The following is a 16,732-nucleotide window of genomic DNA, read 5'->3' on the forward strand; positions in this document are numbered from 1 at the left end:
ACATGCTGACCGCTTACGTGACCCAAGACTGGACCACTCGCGACGCCAGGACCGAAACGGCCGGTGCCGACGGCGACCTCGCCCTGGTGCGCGCGGCGGCCGGCGGCGACGTCCGCGCCTTCGAGGCCTTGTACCGGCAGCATGCGGGCCGGGTCCACGGCGTGATCGCGCGGCTGGTCGGCCAGCACGGCGCCCGCGCCGAGGACCTCACCCAGGAGGCCTTCGTGCGGGCCTGGCAGGCGCTGCCGGCGTTCCGGTTCGAGTCGGCCTTCACGACCTGGCTGCATCGGCTGGCGGTCAATACCGCGCTGATGGAGCTGCGCAGCCGCCGCGGCAAGCCGCAGGAGGATGGCGACGACGAGGTGTTCGAACTGGTCGGCAGCGCCGACTCGGCCGGACACATCACCGCGCTGTCGATGGACCTGGAGCGTGCCGTCGCCAGCCTGCCGCCGCGTGCCCGCGCGGTGCTGGTGCTGTACGACGTGGAAGGCTGGAAGCATGAGGAGATCGCCGCCGAACTCGGCATGGCGGTCGGCAGCAGCAAGGCGCAATTGCACCGGGCGCGCGGATTGTTGCGCGAACGGCTAGGAGGACAGGCATGAACACCGAACATCGAGACCCCGCAGCGGACGGCGAACTGCCCGACGCCCTGCGCTTCCAGCTGCGCGCGCTGCGCCGCGACCAGCCGCCGGCCGCCGACCTGTGGCCCGGGATCGCTGCGCGCCTGCAGCCGCAGGCCGTGGCGCCGGTGCGCGCGCCGCGTCCGCGCTGGCTGGCGCCGTTCGCGGTCGCCGCGACCCTGGCGCTCGCGATCGGCTTCACCGGCGTCTGGCGCGACCAGGCCGCGAACGACGCGCCGCAGGCGCAGGCCGAATCGCTGGTCCAGCGCGAAGCCGCCGGCATGACCCTGCAGTACCAGGCCGCGATGCACGAAATGCAGCGCACCGCGCCGGCCGCGACCGCGACCACCCTGCAGCCCACCTTCGACGAGCTGGACCGCAACGCCGCCCTGATCCTGGATGCGCTGGCCCACGACCCCGATTCGCGCCTGCTGCTGGATCAGCTGCGCCGCACCTACGCACGACGCCTCGCGCTCGCCCAGCGCGTGGCCTATACCTGATTACCGGAGGACGACCATGACCCGCGCAACCCATCAAGCAAGCAAGCTCGGACTCGCCCTCGGCTTGGCTTTGGCCGTCGCCCCGGCGTTCGCCGCTACCCCCATCAACCAGACCCGCCCGCTGGATCCGCGCGGACGGGTCGAGATCGAAAACGTCAAAGGCCGCATCGACGTGCGCGCCTGGGACCGGCCGGAAGTGAAGATCGAAGGCAGCCTCGGCAACGGTGTCGAGAAGCTGGAGATCGAAGGCAACGGCGAGCGTCTGTCGATCAAGGTCAAGTACCCCAACCGCGGCAGCGGCATGGGCTTCCTGATGGGCGGCGACAAGAGCGAGCCCACCGACCTGAAGGTGACCCTGCCGCTGCGTGCCGACGTCGAGATTGATGGCGTCTCGGCCGACATCGACGTCACCGGCGTGGCCTCCTCGGTGCTGTCGATCGACAGCGTCAGCGGCGACGTCGCGGTGGCCGCGGCCCCGCGCGAGGCCCGGATCGACAGCGTCAGCGGCGATCTCACCCTCACGCTCAACAGCAGCAAGGTCAGCGCCGAGACGGTCAGCGGCGACATGCAGTTGCGCGGCCGCCTGGACGGCGATGTCGACGTGGAGACGGTGTCCGGCCGGGTCGACGTGACGGTGCGCGAATCGTCGCTGCACCGCTTCAGCGGCAATTCGGTGTCCGGCGACATCCGCCTGGCGACCGCGCTGACCGGCAACGGCGAGATCTCGGTGGAAACGGTCAGCGGCGATGTCCAGCTGACCCTGCCGCGCAATCTGTCGGCGACCGTGCACGGCCAGAGCTTCAGCGGCGACCTGTCGGCGCCGGATGCGCAGATCGTCAAGCCCAAGCACGGCCCGGGTTCGAGCTTCGAGCACCGCTACGGCAGCGGCAGCGGCGAAGTCCGGATCGAGACCTTCTCCGGCGACGCGACCCTGCAGCTCGACTGAGCCGCGCGCGCCTGCCGGGACGAAACGACGCCGCCGCTCAGGCGGCGTCTTTCATTCCGAACCAGCAATTGAAGGCGATGGTGATGCGCTCGTCGTTGCCGTAGAAGGGCAGGACTTCGTGCTGCAGCCAGGACGGGAAGAGCACCAGCTGGCCCGGCTGGAGGCGGATGCTCCAGGTGCCGTGATGGTAGGGCTGCTGCTGACGCATGTTGCCGGCGTCCATGAAGTAATTGCTGTAGTGGTGCGGGTTGTGGAAGCGCAGTACGCCCGATTCGGGGCGGTCTTCCGGCATCTCGCCCGGGGTCACGCAGTACACGCCCGACCACGACGCCATCGGGTGGGTATGCAGAATCGTGAAGCCGCCGTGGCGGGTCACGTGGTACCAGGTGTGCGAGAAGATCTGCAGGCGCTGCATTTCCTCGACGCTGTAGCCGTTGAGTTCCTGGATGGTGCGGCCCAGGACGGTCCAGCAGAACTGGCGCAGTTGCTGCACGCAGGCGTCCGGCCACGAGAACAGGTTGAAGTCGCTTTCGAACACGCCGGGCTGCTGCTTCAGCGACGGGTTCGGGTTGGCGTAGCCGCCCTGTTTCTCGCGGGTCAGCAGCAGCGATTTGAGCTGCGCGTTGAGACCCTCGGGACTGGGCACGAAGTCCTGCGCGAAGGGGACCGAAAAGGCGGGGTAGAGCTCGAAGGGCATGGTGCGGTTCCGGGATCGGAGGCCGCGCGCGCGGCCGCGTCGGGAGTGTAGCGCGGCGGGCCGGGCGCTGGCGCGCGGCCGGCGCCGCAAAGAACTACGGCCCCTTTCGGGGCCGTAGCGGGTGTTGCGTACAGCGGGTCGATCAGAACTTCTGCGCGTAGCGGAAGTAGATGAAGCGGCCCGGGACTTCGTACTGCGGGTCGAAGCTGTTGGCGAAGGCCGACACCGAACGCGGCGGATCCTTGTCGAACAGGTTGTTCACGCCGATGGTGACCTTGGAGTTCCACGGCGTGTTCCAGAAGACGCTGGCGTCGTGGTAGGTGGTCGCACCGATGTGGTTGCGGGCGTGCTGGACCGAGACCAGGGTATCGCCACCAGCGCCGGTGCCGTCCCAAACGCCGTTGCCGTTGGTGTCCTGCGGCTCAGCCGTGAAGCGGTTCGGATCCGAGCAGAGGAAGCTGTAGCCGTAGTCCACGAAGGTCTGGCAGTCCTCTTCCTGGCCCGAGAAGTAACGCACGTTCCAGGTCGCGCCGAAGTCGCCCTTCTCCCAGCGCATGGCCAGGTTGGAGCGGATACGCCAGGCGTTGGAGTTCTGTGCGTACAGGCCCGGAGCGTTGTTGGACTCGTCGATGCCCCAGGTTGCGACCGGAGCGCCGACAGCCGGCACGTCGTTCTTGCGCTCGTTGAAGCGGCCGTCGCCGTCCAGGTCGAAGTCCGACTTGGCCAGGTAGGTCGTATCCCAGCTGAAGCTGAACTTGCCCCACGAGTTTTCCGGCAGCTTGTAACCGATGGTCAGGTCGTAGCCTTCGGTCGTGATGCCGCCAACGTTGCCCGGCTGCGCAGTCAGGTTGAGGCTGCCACCCGGGTTGCGGGTGAACATGTTGCAGTAGAACTGGACGTTACCGACGATGCACTCGTCGACGATGAACTGACCGGTCGGCAGCGTCAGCGCGTTGTCGATCTCGATCTTCCACCAATCGAGGCTGACGTCGAAACCTTCGATCCAGCTCGGGCTGTAGACGAAGCCGAGGGTGGTCGATTCGCTGCTTTCCGGCTTCAGGTTCGGGTTGCCGCCCGAGTTGATACGGATCTGCGGGTTGCCCTGGTCGTAACCGCCGGCCGGGACGCCCTGCGCGATGCATCGGGCCTGGGCGTCGGGCGCCAGGTTGCCGAAGCCGGCGAGGGCGCAAGGATCGGCGATGGTCGGGAACGAGTCGCCGATACCGGTGAACAGCTCGCCGATGGACGGAGCGCGGAAGCCCTCCGACCAGTTGCCGCGGATCATCAGGTCGTCGATCGGCTTCCAGCGGAAACCGAACTTGCTGTTGAGCGTGTCGCCGACGTTGCTGTAATCCGAGTAGCGGGTGGCCACCGAGAAGTCGAGCAGCTTGGCGAACGGCATGTCGGCCAGGACCGGCACGGCCAGTTCGAGGTAGGCCTCGTCCAGGCTGTAGCCGCCGGCGGTCGGAGCCGTGGCGTTACCGGTGGTGTTGCCCGAGGCGATCAGCGCGTCCGGCTGCGAGAAGCCGTTTTCGCTGCGGTGCTCGAGGCCGAACGAGAAGGCCAGCGGGCCGCCCGGCAGATCGAACAGGTCGCCGCCGATGTTGGCGTAGTAGCTCTTCTGCTTGTAGCCGAGCTGGTCGTGGGCGACGAAGGTCGAGTAGGCCAGCATTTCCGGGGTGATCGTGCCGACGGCGCCGAGCAAGTTCAGCGGCACGCAGCCGGTGATGACCGCGGTCGGGGTGCCGCAACGGGCCACGCCGTTGGCATCGCGGAACGACGGGCCGAGCGCGTTGCGCAGCGCCAGCACGTTGAACAGGCCTTCGGTGACGTTGTTCTGCTTGTTCTCGCCGTAGAAGTAGCCCGCTTCCCAGTCGAACGGCTTGCTGCCGACGTTCAGGGTGCCTTCGAGACCGAAGTTGGCGGCGAAGGTGTCGACGTCCTGCTCGAAGGTGCGGTAGCCGGCTTCGATCGCGCGGCGCTGGATACGCGACACGGTCTGGCCGAAGGGGTTGTAGATGCTGTCCGGGCTGATCGTGAGCTGCTTGGACTGGGCGTTGGCGCCCGGGCCGCTGCCGAGCACGATCGGCATCGCCGCCAGCAACTGTTCCGACTTGCGGTTGTTGTAGGTCAGCGTGGTCTTGAAGCGCAGGTTGTCGGTGATGTCCAACGAACCGGCCGCGAACAGCGACTTGCGCTCCTGCGGGGTCAGCAGGTAGTTGTCCGGGGCGAAGTTGTAGATGTCCGCGCCGGTGCGGTTACGCCAATTCAGGCCCGACTGGCCGTCGTTGTAGGTGAACTGACCGGCGGTGCCGTTGGGACGGGTCTCGCCGACCGAACAGGTGCCGGTGGCCGGATCGTAGGTGCCGCCGCAGAGGGCGAAGCGGCCGTTGGGCACGGTCGAGCTGCCGAAGGCGTTGCCGGTACCGGCGACGGGCTCCTTCGAGATCTTGCGATCGCCGGCCATGACCGGCTCTTCCTTGACGTAGCCGACGCCGAACATGGCGGTCCAGCGGTCGGAGGCGGCGCCGACGGTGAAGTCGTAGGCTTCGCGGAAGCCGTCGCCGTCGGAGTAGGTACCGAGGTAGGCGTTGGCTTCGGCGCCTTCGTAGTTCTGGCGCAGGATCACGTTGACGACGCCGGCGATGGCGTCGGAACCGTAGATCGTCGAGGCGCCGTCCTTCAGGACTTCAATGCGCTCGACGGCTGCGGTCGGGATGGTGTTGAGGTCGACCGCGCCACCGAGGCCGGTGCCGCCGACCCAACGACGGCCGTTGACCAGCACCAGGGTGCGGTTCGAGCCGAGGTTGCGCAGGCTGACGCGGGTTTCGCCGTTGCCGCCGTTATTGAAGGTGCTGTTGAGGGTGGAGCCGTTGGCGGTGATGTTCTGGATCACATCGCCGACCGAGGTCAGGCCCTGGGCCTGGATGTCGTCGCGGCTCAGCGAGAACACCGGCTGCGAGGTTTCGATGTCGGTGCGCTTGATGCGCGAGCCGGTCACCTCGATGCGATCGAGGGTAGTGGCTTCCTTTTCGGTTTCCTGGGCAAAGGCTACGCCGGTGCCCGCCGCTGCGGTGGCGCCCACGGCGAGCGCGAAGGTAATCGCGTCGCGGAGCTGGGTGGTCTTCAAGGTCATCTCTCTCTCCAAGTCAGTCTTGGTGTCCCATGGGAGCCTGCCGGGTGGCGCAAAATGAATGGCCTAAATCGGCAAGGCTGCGGCCGATACTAGCTGCGTCCGCCAAGTAATTAAAGTGTTGTTAACTGACTGGGCTGTGGTCGCACGAGTTGGTGAGATGGCCCCCAAAAAGCTACGGCCCCGTATGGGGCCGTAGCGGTTTGCAGCATTTGCAGCGGGTCGATCAGAACTTCTGCGAGTAGCGGAAGTACAGGAATCGGCCCGGGATTTCGTACTGCGGGTCGAAGCTGTTGGCGAAGGTCGACGCAGCGCGCGGCGGATCCTTGTCGAAGATGTTGTTCACGCCAACGGTGATGCGGGCGTTCCACGGCGCGTTGAAGAAGACGCTGGCGTCGTGATACGTGGTCGCGGCGATGCGGTTCTCCGGGCGGGCGCGCGGACCGTCCGGGGCGGTACCCGGGTCATTGCCGTCGAGGTTGGTGAAGCGGGTCGGATCCGAGCAGAGGTTCGCCCACTGGGTCGAATTGATCGTGGCGCACGATTCGTCCTGAGCCGAGAAGTAGCGCACGAACCAGGTCGCACCGAAGTCGCCCTTCTCCCAGTTGACGGCCAGGTTGGAACGGATACGCCAGTTGTTGTTGCGGCTGAAGTATTCGCCAACGGTGTCGCCGCCCTCGCCAGTCACCGGGTCTTCGGAGACGACGCCGTCGCCGTTGACGTCGGTGGTCGACTTGGCCAAGTAGGTCGTATCCCACACGAAGCGGAACTTGCCCCACGAGGTTTCCGGCAACTTGTAGCCGACGGTCAGGTCGTAGCCTTCGTTGAAGATCGTGCCGACGTTGGCCGGGGTCGCCTGCAGGCCGGAGATCTGGCCGTCAGCCGCGCGGCTGATCAGCGCGCAAGCGCTGGCCGTGCCGTTGCGGTAGCAGTTGTCCAGGATCGCCTGCGCGGTCTGGGTGAAGATCGCGTTCTCGATCTTGATCTCCCACCAGTCCAGCGAGATGTCCAGACCTTCCGCCCAGCTCGGGCTGTACACGAAGCCCAAGGTCTTGGAGGTGGAGTTCTCCGGGCCGAGCTGCGTGTTGCCGCCGGTGGTGGTACGGATCTGGTTGTTGGCCTGGACGTATGCCGGAATGCTGGCGCACGAAGCAGGACGATCCGGATTCGCATTACCCGGTGCGTTCGAGCCGAGGAAGCCGCGGCACGGATCGGTGACGTTCTGGAAGGTGTCGGAGACGCCGGTGAACAGCTCTGCAATCGACGGAGCGCGGAAGCCTTCCGACCAGTTGCCGCGGATCATCAGGTCGTCGATCGGCTTCCAGCGGAAACCGAACTTGCTGTTCAGCGTGTCGCCGAAGTTGCTGTAGTCCGAGTAGCGGGTCGCCAGCGAGAAGTCGAGCAGCTTGGCGAACGGCACGTCGGCCAGGACCGGCACGGCCAGTTCGAGGTAGGCCTCGTCCAGCGAGTAGCCGCCGGCGGTCGCCTTACGCGAGTTGCCGGTGGTGTCGCCGGTGTTGACGATCGCGTCGGGCTGGTCGAAGCCGCTTTCGCTGCGGTGTTCCATGCCGAACGAGAAGGCCAGCGGGCCGCCCGGCAGGTCGAACAGGTCGCCGCCGACGTTGGCGTAGTAGGTCTTCTGCTTGTAGCCACGGTTGTCGTGAGCCACGAAGCCGGAGTAGGACGCCATTTCCGGGGTGAAGCCGCCACCGCCGCTGAGCAGGTTCAGCGGCACGCAACCGGAGATGACCGCGGTCGGGGTACCGCAACGGGCCACGCCCTGGGCGTCGCGGAACGACGGGCCCAGCGCATTGCGCAGCGCGCTGATGTTGTACAGGCCAAAGGTCGTGTCGTAGCGCTTGTTCTCGCCGTAGAAATAGCCGGCTTCCCAATCGAAAGTGCGCTCACCGAGATCGAAGTTGCCTTCAAACGCGCCGTCGAAGGCGTAGGTGCTGACTTCCTGATTGAAGCTACGGCCACCCAGTTCCGTCGGACGGTACTGAATGCTGGTGACGTCGGCGCCGTAAGGATTGTAGATGCTCTGCGACGAGATGAAGATGTTGGCGCCGTTCGTGCCCGGCGCGATCGTGCCGAGGTTGATCGGGCTGGCGGCGAGCAACTGCTCCGACACGCGCTCGTTGTACGTCGTGGTGATCTTGAAGCGGACGTTGTCGGTGATGTCGAGGGTGCCCGACGCGAACAACGACTTGCGCTCCTGCGGCGTGATCAGATAGTTGTCCGGCGCAAAGTTGTAGGCGTCGGATGCAGGGTCGTAGGTGCGCGTGCTGGTCGGAGTGCCCGAGGTCGGCGTCGGCACGAAGAAGCGCGAGGTGCCGCGCAGCTGCATGCGGCCCTGAGGCGTGGTGCTGCTGTTGCCGAAGCCGGCGCTGGCGCCAAAGTTCGGCACCGCCGAGATCTTGCGATCGCCTGCACTGACCGGCTCTTCCTTCACGTAACCGACGCCGAGCATTGCGCTCCAGCGGTCGGACGAGGTGCCGATGGTGAAGTCGTAGGACTGACGCTCGCCGTCGCCCTTGTCGAACGCGCCGATATAGGCGTTGGCTTCGGCGCCTTCGAAGTTGCGGCGCAGGATCACGTTGACCACGCCGGCGATGGCGTCGGAACCGTAGATGGTCGAGGCGCCGTCCTTCAGGACTTCGATGCGCTCGACGGCTGCGGTCGGGATCGTGTTGAGGTCGACCGCGCCACCGAGACCGGTGCCACCGACCCAACGACGGCCGTTGACCAGCACCAGGGTGCGGTTCGAGCCAACGTTGCGCAGGTTGACGCGGGTTTCGCCGTTGCCGCCGTTGTTGTACGTGCTGTTCAGCGTCGAGCCGTTGGACGTGATGTTCTGGATCACGTCGCCGACCGAGGTCAGGCCCTGGGCGCTGATGTCTTCGCGGCTGAGCGAGAAGATCGGCTGCGAGGTTTCGATGTCGGCGCGCTTGATGCGCGAACCGGTTACTTCGATGCGATCGAGGGTGGTGGGATCTTTGCTCTCTTCTTGCGCAAAGGCCACACCCGTGCCGGCGGCGGCAGTGGCGCCCACGGCGAGCGCGAAGGTAATCGCGTCGCGGAGCTGGGTGGTCTTAAAGGTCATCTCTCTCTCCAGAAATCGGAATGGTGGTACCCATGGGACCAAGCCGGCGGAGTCAAGTAAGACGCCAATTCCAGCAAGGTGCGCTGGATCGTACCGATGAGATGGCAAAAATTAAAGTGTCGTTAAATGTCGAGTTTTGACAAATTCTTCACTTCATTCAGCTAGCGTTGCCCACGAGCGGCCCTATGCCGCATTCAGCCGCCTAAGTACGCAAACGTATTGAAGTTTTAACCCCGATCGAAATGGTTGGGCGCCCTATGGAATTGCGCCGCGTGGGCGTCGGGCAGGGCAAGAAACGAGACGCGGAACCGAACTGGCGCATCGGCGACGGAGCCCTGTCCGGCTTGCCGGTCGCGGAACTACGGCACGTCGTCGGTCGTGCGCGGCCGAGGGCGTCGCCTGCGTTCAGGGGGCTGGGTCGACTGCGCGAATGAGCATGCCGATCGTGACTGACGAGGCACGTTCAACGCGGCACCAAGATGCCCGGAAGCTGCGAAACGGAATGGAGAGGCACCGCGATCGCGGTGCCGGCGAGGAGCCTGCTTAGAGGTCCTGCTCGTAGCGGACGTAGGGCACGGTGCCTTCGTCCTTGTCGCTGTTGCCCGGCGCGAACGGGTTCTTGCCGCGGGTGATCACGTTCTCGGCGCCGACCGAGAGCTGTCCGCTCCACGGGGTGCGCCAGGTCAGGCCGACGCCCAGGCCTTCCCACTGACCCGGCTGGCCGGGGGTGTCGACCACGCGGCCGACGATGTTGGCGCCGAAGTTGCCGTAGCCGGCGCCGATGGTGAGGCTCTTGCTGTTCCAGCGGTCGGCGATGGTCGGCATTTCGCCGGCGGGAATCAGGCGCGCACGCGCCCAGGTGCCGCCGATCGACACCGTGGCCTCGCGGCCGATGTTCTTCTGGCCGTAGACGGTCAGGGTGTGCTGGTCGAGTTTGCTGTTGCGGCCGTTCGGACTCAGCCAGGCGGGCAAGTTGTCCTTGCCGGTGCCGACGGTGAGCCCGATCTTGCCGCCGGGGCGGCTCAATGCCGCACCCGCGGACACCTGACGCGCACCGCCGCGGTCGTCTTCATCGAGCGCGGCGAGCATGCAGTGATTGGCGAGGTTGCCGATCGCGCCGGCGAGGCCGGTCTTGCGATCGCAGACCAGCCCCAGGGTGTCGCCCGCATCGAGGCCGAATGCGGCATCGAGCGAATTGCTGCCGACACGCCAGCGCGCGCCGGCGACCGGGGCGTTGGTGGGTTCGAGTTGCAGCAGGTATTCGACCTTGCCGTTGGACTGGTTCCAGACCGGCAGATACGTCGTGTCGCCGCGCTTGGACGACTGCGCATGCGCGCCGGACGCCGCGCCGAAGGCGAGCATCAAGGCAAACGACAGGCGTAGCGAGCGCGTGAGCATGGTGACGATACGACCGGGTTGGGCCGGTCAAGTTCCCCTAGAACCTGGATGAAGACTATAGACGGTTTATGTTTATTTAACAAACCGAGACGACGGTGTGAAGGCCCTATTGCAGGCGGTCCGGGCCTGCCACTTCGGCGGCCGCGACCGCGAACAGGCGGCCGATCTGCTCGGCGCCGAAACGATAGCTCTGGCCACAGAACTCGCAACGGATATGGGCCTCGCCATCGGCCGCGGCGGCCGCCGCCTCGGCCTCCTCCTGGCCCAGCGAGACCAGCATGGCCTCGACCCGTTCGCGCGAACAGGAGCAGGCGAAGCTCAGGGCCTTGCCGCCCAGCAGCTGGATCCCGTCCTCGTGGAACAGGCGGGTCAACAGGGTGGCGGTATCCCAATCCAGCAGTTCGCCGGGCCGGAGGGTGTCGAACAGGGCCCCGACCCGGGCCCAGCCGTCCTCGTCGCCGCCGTCGCCGGGCAGCTTCTGCAGCATCAGGCCGGCGGCCTGGCGCTCGTCGGCGACCAGCAGCAGCCGGGTCGGCAGCTGTTCGGACTGGCGGAAATAGTCCTCGAAGGCGCCGCTGAGCGAATCCGAGTCCAGCGCCACCAGGCCCTGGTAGCGGGCCGGGTCGCGGTCGTCGCCGGCGCGGCTGCCGACCGGCGGGTTCTCGATGGTGATCGCCAGGACCGCGTCCGGGCCGAGCTGGCGCAGGTCGCGCGAGACCTCGCCGCCTTCCTCGGCCAGCTGGGCGATGCCGCGCAGGGTGCCGGCCGCGGTGCATTCGGCGAACAGGGTGCGCAGGGCGCCCTCGCCGCGCAGTTGCACGGACAGCCGGCCCTCGACCTTGGCATGGCCGGTGAACAGCGCCGCCGCGGCCGCGGCCTCGCCCAGCAGCTCGGCCGCCGCGGGCGGATACTCGGCGCGTTCGCGGATCTGGCGCCAGGTCTGGTCCAGGTGCACGCGCACGCCGCGCACGCCGGCGCCTTCGATCAGGAACCGGGTCAGGCGGTCGCGGTCGTCGCGGGCGGCATCGGTGGGGGCGGGGGTGGCGTCGTTCATTGCGGGACTCGTGCGGCGCGGTGCGTGCTGCATTCTTATCCGATCACGGATAATGCGGGCGACCGCGTGAAAGGGGAGACCGGGCTAGATGGGGATGGAGTGCAGGCAGTGCAAGTCGTGAACGAGTCCGTCCCCGCAGCGGCGGCGCCCCGCCGCCGACGCCGTTGGCTGCGCTGGCTGCTGGCGCTGCCCTTCCTGTTCCTGGCCGCCTCGATCCTGCAGGTCGCGGTGCTGCGCTTCATCGATCCGCCGCTCAGCGCCTTCATGGTCGCGCGCCAGTTCGAGGCCTGGGGCAGCGGCGATTTCGGCTTCCGCGTCGCCTACGACTGGCGCGACCTGGACGAGATCTCGTCCAACGTGCCGGTCGCGCTGGTCGCCTCGGAGGACCAGAACTTCGCCGAGCACTTCGGCTTCGATCTCAAGGCCATCGAGAAGGCGCGCAAGAGCAACGCGCGCGGCCGCAAGGTCCGCGGCGGCAGCACCATCAGCCAGCAGACCGCGAAGAACCTGTTCCTGTGGAGCGGCCGCAGCTGGGTGCGCAAGGGCATCGAGGCTTGGTACACCCTACTGATCGAGCTGATGTGGCCCAAGCACCGCATCATCGAGGTCTACGCCAACATCGCCGAGTTCGGCGACGGCGTGTACGGCGCCCAGGCCGCCGCCCGCACCTATTACCGCAAGGACGCCTCGCGCCTGAGCCCGGCCGAAGCCGCGCGCATGGCCGCGGTACTGCCCAACCCCAGGCGCTACAGCATCGCCCGCCCCGGTCCTTACGTGCAGCGCCGCGCCAACGCGATCCAGCGCCAGATGCGCTACATCGGCGGCAACGGCTACCTCAAGCAGATCGACTGAGCGCGCCCGCGGGGGCTGGGCCGCGGCGCGATTCCGGCCAAGCCTGCGCACACCGCCGTCGCGCCCGGCGGCTATGATTGAGCGCATGAATCGCGATCTGCTCACCGTCGTCGTCGCCGCCTACAACGAGGCCGACAGCCTGCCGCTGCTGCAGCCGCGCATCGCCGCGGCGTTGGATGCGGTCGCCGCCGACGGCGTCGAGGGCCGCGTGCTCTACGTCGACGACGGCAGCCGCGACGGCACCTGGACGGTGCTGGAAGGTATCGCCGCCGCCGATCCGCGGGTCGCGCTGCTGCGCTTGTCGCGCAACTTCGGCAAGGAGCTGGCGCTGACCGCCGGCCTGGACCGGGTCGAGCGCGGCGCCGCCCTGATCCTGGACGCCGACGGCCAGGATCCGCCGGAACTGATCCCGGCCTTCATCGTCAAATGGCGCGAAGGCTACGACGACGTCTACGGCACCCGCATCGAACGCGAAGGCGAGGGCTGGATCAAGCGCACCACCGCGCATGCCTTCTATCGGGTGATCGGGCGGCTGTCCAAGACCCCGATCCCGGCCGACACCGGCGACTTCCGCCTGCTGTCGGAACGCGCCCTGGCCGGCCTGCACCAGCTGCGCGAACGTCACCGTTTCATGAAGGGCCTGTTCGGCTGGGTCGGCTACAACCGGGTCGCGCTGCCCTATCACCGCGAGGCGCGCGTGGCCGGCGCCAGCAAGTTCAATTTCTGGCGGCTGTGGAACCTTGCGCTGGAAGGCATCACCAGTTTCTCGACCGCGCCGCTGCGGCTGGCGACCTACCTGGGTCTGGCGACCGCGCTGTTCGCGTTCGGCTTCGGCGTCTGGGTCGTGGCCAAGGCGCTGCTGTGGGGCGACCCGGTCGCCGGTTGGCCGACCATGATGGCGGTAATCCTGTTCCTGGGCGGCGTGCAACTGATCGCGCTGGGCCTGATAGGCGAATACCTGGGTCGCTTGTACGAAGAATCCAAGCAGCGGCCGCTCTACCTCGTAGACACCTGGTGGCCGGCGGCAGGAGTATCCTCGGGTCAGGGCTCGCTGCCCCCGTCCCAGATCGCGGAAGGAGAAGGCCATGCGTACCGTACGGCAACTGCTCGAAGCGAAAGCGTCTGAAGTGTTCGCGATCGGTCCGGACGCGCCGGTCATCGACGCGATCCGGCTGATGGCCGAAAAGCGCATCGGCGCGGTATTGGTAATGGAAGGCCCGCGATTGGCCGGGATCCTGTCCGAGCGCGATTACGCGCGCAAGATCGTGCTGCAGGGCCGCTCATCGGCGGACACGCCGGTGCGCGACATCATGACCGTCGAAGTGCTCAGCGTCGGCCTGGACGACAGCGCCGAGCGCTGCATGCAGATCGTCACCGACCGCCGCATCCGCCATCTGCCGGTGGTGCAGGGCGGGCAGGTGGTGGGCGTGGTTTCGATCGGCGACCTGGTCAAGGCGGTGATCGAGGACCAGCAGCTCGAACTCGACCAGTTGCAGCGCTACATCGCCAGTTGAGCATCGCCAGCTGAGCGTTGCTGGCTGAGCGATCCGCGCCGGACCGACCCGCATCCAGCGGCGCCGATTAGCGTGCGTAATGGCCGCCGCAGGCCGCGTCCTTGCCCGGTCCCCATTCTATCGTCGCCAGCAGGGCCGCCGGCGGAGCGATCGTGGCCAGCGTCAGGGCCACCGCGCCGCGCAGCCCCACGCGAGCGTAGTCGGGCTTGGCGCTGGGATGCTTGAACGTGCCGCTGACCTTCAACGGCGAGCGCAGCGCCAGCAGGCTTCGGTCTTTCGGCCGCGCGCGGACGGTCAGGTCCAGGGTTTCGTCGCGCAGATTGATATCGCCTTCGCCGATCAGGATGGTGTCGCTGGTGTCGAACGCGAGCGCATGGCTGTGCATCAGGCCGTCGCGCACGTCGAAGTCGCCGAACGCGCAGCGGATCGGGATCTGGCGGTCGTGGCTGAGCTTGAATTTGACGATCTCGGCGATGTCGATGCCGGTGTATTCCATCAGCAGGTTGCTGATCCGTCCCGGACCCATGCCGATCGCGACGTCGCCGTCGCTGCTGCCGAGCATGGCGGCGATCGAATTGCCTTCGCCGTCGAGCACGACCCGGCCGCCGACCTTGCCGATCGCGTCGCGCGCCAGTTCCACCGTCGGCATCAGCTTGGCCAGGGTCAGGCCGCGCGCTTCGATCTCGGCGCGGGTCGCGATGGTCGGACGGCGCGCGTCCATGTGCACGGTCGAGCGGATGCGGCCGTCGGCGACGCCGAAATCCAGCGGCTGCAGCCGCAGGACTCCGCCTTCCAGCAGCAGGTTCGCGTCCATGTCGTCGATCGGCCAACCCGGGGCGTTGATGCGCTGCGCCTTCCAGCGCACGTCGGCGTCCATCGCGCGCAGCTTGTCCAGGCGGTAGGGCTTGTCGGGCAGCACGCGCGCGCTGGCGCGTTCGCGCGCGGCTTGCGCTGCGAGTTCGGCATTGCTGGATTCGCCGCCGCCGGTTTGCGGCGCGGCGCCGACGAAGCCGGACAGGTCGTCGAAATCGAGCCGGCGCGAGTGCAGGTCGGCGCGCAGATGGGGGCGGGCGCCGCCGGTCTCGACGCTGGCGCGGCCGGACAGGTCGCTGTCGCCGACCTTGCCGGTGAAACCGTCGTAGTGCCAGGTGGTGTGGGTGCCGGCGATATCGCGGCGCAAGCGGCCGTCGAGCGCATAGGGCGGGGTCGGCGGGGTGGCCACGCCGATCAGCGGATACAGATCGGCCATGTCCTGACCCGACAAGGCCAGGCGCAGGTCGAAGTCGCGCAGCCGCAACGGATCGAGCAATGTGCCGCGCGCATGCGCGTGAGTCGCGCCGGCGCTGGCGCGCACGTCGACCTGGTACGGGCGTTCGCGATCGCGCAGTTCCAACGGCGATTCGGCGCGTCCCTGCAGAGTGAAACGGTTGCCTTTCCAGCGCCCGCTGCCGCGCGCGGCGATCGGCGCGGCGTCGTCGCCCGCGCGCGCTGCCTGGCTGGCGATCTCGAAGCGCATGTCGCTGCGGCTGGACGGGTCGAGGAAGCTCAACTCGCCGCGGTCGATCCAGATCCGGCGCAACTGCAGGGCATCGCCGCCGGATTCGCCGAACACCCAATTTCCGCCCTGCTTGGCATCGTTTTCCAGATACAGGCGCGGGCGGCTCAGGCGCAGTTCGGGGATACGCACTTCGCCGCGCAGCAGCGGCAACAGTTCGACTTTGAACTGCAGGCGGTCGGCGGCCGCCATGGTCGGTCGCTGCGACCACGCGGCATTGCCGAAGCGCAGCGCGTCGGCGCGGATGGTCGGGGTCCAGCCCAGGTCGACGTCGAGATCGCCGGCGATGTCGAAATCGCGGCCGGTGCGAGCCTGCACCTGGCGCTCGATCGGGCCGCGCAGCCAGTTCCAGTCCCACAGCGCCACCAGGAGCGCGATGGCCAGCAGGATCAGCGCGGCGGCGCTGCACCAGGGATGCCGCCGCAGCGCGATCGCCGCGCGCTGCGCAGGGCTCGGATGTGCGGCGATGTCGGGTCGGGTGTCGCCCCGGCCGGCGTGGGGGTCGTTGGCGCTCATGCGTGTGGGGCGGTTCCGGAGCGGTCCGGACTCGGTGCCGTCCGGAGTCGGCGCCGTCGTTCGCGCGCCGCCGCCTTCCTGATGCGGATGCCCCACGATCCGCAGTCGGCGGTCAAGCGCAGGTGAACGTGTTGCGCGGGGTTCAGGCAGATGAGCGCGGCGTCGGCTCAGCGCGTGGGAATCACCTGCGCCATGACCGCGACGTAGTGGCAGACGCTGCCGCCGATCACGAACATATGCCAGATCGCATGCGAGTAAGGCAGCGCGGGCCGGTGGTAGAACACGGTGCCCAGCGTGTAGCTCAGGCCGCCGGCGAGCAGCCAGCCCAGGGTCCAGGCGTCGAGCGCGCCGATCAGCGGCTTGATCGCCACGATCACCAGCCAACCCATCGCGATGTAGATCGCGGTCGACAGCAACTTGAAGCGGCCGGTGTAGAACAGCTTGAACACGATTCCGGCGAAGGCCAGCAACCAGATCGCGGTGAACAAGCCCCAGCCCCAAGGGCCGCGCAGGACCAGGGTGAACGGGGTGTAGGTGCCGGCGATCAGCAGGTAGATCGCGCAGTGGTCGAACACCTTCAACCGCGCCTTGGCGGTCGGGTGCTGGATCGCGTGGTACAGGGTCGAGGCGACGTACAGCAGCAGCAGGCTGACGCCGAACACGATCGCGCCGGCCAATTGCCAGGTGCTGCCGTACAGCGCCGCGAGGGTGATCAGGACCGCGCCGCCGGCGAGCGCGGCGGTCGCGCCCAGGCCGTGGGTGAGCGCGTTGGCGATCTCCTCGCGGACCGAGCCGTGGTGGGCGTGGGCGGTGGGCATACGACCAGCATCCTAGCGCGGACTGG

The 16,732-nt window shown here is 67.5% G+C and carries 13 protein-coding genes; 6 read left to right on the forward strand and 7 right to left on the reverse strand.

The window, feature by feature from the left end; all coding sequences use genetic code 11:
- Positions 1-2: 2 nt before the first annotated feature.
- From ASD78_RS05700 to ASD78_RS05710, 3 genes are read left to right on the forward strand one after another with little or no spacing between them, the layout of a single operon-like run.
- Positions 3-602 carry a sigma-70 family RNA polymerase sigma factor gene (locus ASD78_RS05700; RefSeq protein WP_056099872.1) on the forward strand — a complete coding sequence of 200 codons (600 nt, stop codon included), beginning with the start codon at positions 3-5 and terminating at the stop codon, positions 600-602.
- Entirely contained in the window at positions 599-1,120 is a 522-nt protein-coding gene (locus tag ASD78_RS05705; protein ID WP_056099031.1) for a hypothetical protein, read from the forward strand. Before ASD78_RS05700 ends, ASD78_RS05705 begins: the two co-directional genes overlap by 4 nt.
- 16 nt (positions 1,121-1,136) lie before the next feature.
- Positions 1,137-2,066, forward strand: a complete 930-nt coding sequence (locus ASD78_RS05710; protein WP_162250130.1) for a DUF4097 family beta strand repeat-containing protein — start codon at positions 1,137-1,139, stop codon at positions 2,064-2,066.
- Between the two features lie 37 nt (positions 2,067-2,103).
- Here ASD78_RS05710 and ASD78_RS05715 read toward each other — a convergent pair whose 3' ends face one another.
- The 5 genes from ASD78_RS05715 to ASD78_RS05735 form a co-directional block, all read right to left on the reverse strand.
- A complete protein-coding gene (locus ASD78_RS05715; protein ID WP_055903531.1) occupies positions 2,104-2,763 on the reverse strand; it encodes a putative 2OG-Fe(II) oxygenase in 660 nt (219 codons plus the stop codon).
- A gap of 142 nt (positions 2,764-2,905) precedes the next feature.
- Positions 2,906-5,899, reverse strand: coding sequence for a TonB-dependent receptor (locus ASD78_RS05720; RefSeq protein ID WP_056099037.1), 2,994 nt, complete (start codon positions 5,897-5,899; stop codon positions 2,906-2,908).
- Positions 5,900-6,122: 223 nt separating this feature from the next.
- Positions 6,123-8,999, reverse strand: a complete 2,877-nt coding sequence (locus tag ASD78_RS05725) for a TonB-dependent receptor (RefSeq protein WP_055903525.1) — start codon at positions 8,997-8,999, stop codon at positions 6,123-6,125.
- Between the two features lie 543 nt (positions 9,000-9,542).
- Positions 9,543-10,361: a hypothetical protein gene (locus ASD78_RS05730; protein ID WP_056099874.1), complete on the reverse strand. Its 819-nt coding sequence runs from the start codon at positions 10,359-10,361 to the stop codon at positions 9,543-9,545.
- A 142-nt stretch (positions 10,362-10,503) separates the two neighbouring features.
- Positions 10,504-11,451: an Hsp33 family molecular chaperone HslO gene (locus tag ASD78_RS05735; RefSeq protein WP_056099040.1), complete on the reverse strand. Its 948-nt coding sequence runs from the start codon at positions 11,449-11,451 to the stop codon at positions 10,504-10,506.
- Positions 11,452-11,568: 117 nt separating this feature from the next.
- Here ASD78_RS05735 and mtgA point away from each other — a divergent pair, with 117 nt between their 5' ends.
- From mtgA to ASD78_RS05750, 3 genes are all read left to right on the forward strand, one after another.
- Entirely contained in the window at positions 11,569-12,303 is a 735-nt protein-coding gene (gene mtgA / locus ASD78_RS05740) for a monofunctional biosynthetic peptidoglycan transglycosylase (RefSeq protein WP_235565821.1), read from the forward strand.
- Positions 12,304-12,388: 85 nt separating this feature from the next.
- Positions 12,389-13,429, forward strand: coding sequence for a glycosyltransferase family 2 protein (locus tag ASD78_RS05745; protein ID WP_055903516.1), 1,041 nt, complete (start codon positions 12,389-12,391; stop codon positions 13,427-13,429).
- Positions 13,389-13,817: a CBS domain-containing protein gene (locus tag ASD78_RS05750; RefSeq protein ID WP_055903513.1), complete on the forward strand. Its 429-nt coding sequence runs from the start codon at positions 13,389-13,391 to the stop codon at positions 13,815-13,817. The genes ASD78_RS05745 and ASD78_RS05750 overlap by 41 nt, the downstream gene beginning before the upstream one ends.
- A gap of 67 nt (positions 13,818-13,884) precedes the next feature.
- On the opposite strand, the gene ASD78_RS05755 is transcribed toward ASD78_RS05750, so the two are convergent.
- Both ASD78_RS05755 and ASD78_RS05760 read right to left on the reverse strand, forming a co-directional pair.
- Positions 13,885-15,888, reverse strand: coding sequence for an AsmA family protein (locus ASD78_RS05755; protein ID WP_082575447.1), 2,004 nt, complete (start codon positions 15,886-15,888; stop codon positions 13,885-13,887).
- 167 nt (positions 15,889-16,055) lie between these two features.
- Positions 16,056-16,706 carry a hemolysin III family protein gene (locus ASD78_RS05760; protein ID WP_056099042.1) on the reverse strand — a complete coding sequence of 217 codons (651 nt, stop codon included), beginning with the start codon at positions 16,704-16,706 and terminating at the stop codon, positions 16,056-16,058.
- Positions 16,707-16,732: the final 26 nt, after the last annotated feature.

Source organism: Lysobacter sp. Root667 (assembly GCF_001427715.1).
Lineage (GTDB): Bacteria > Pseudomonadota > Gammaproteobacteria > Xanthomonadales > Xanthomonadaceae > Lysobacter.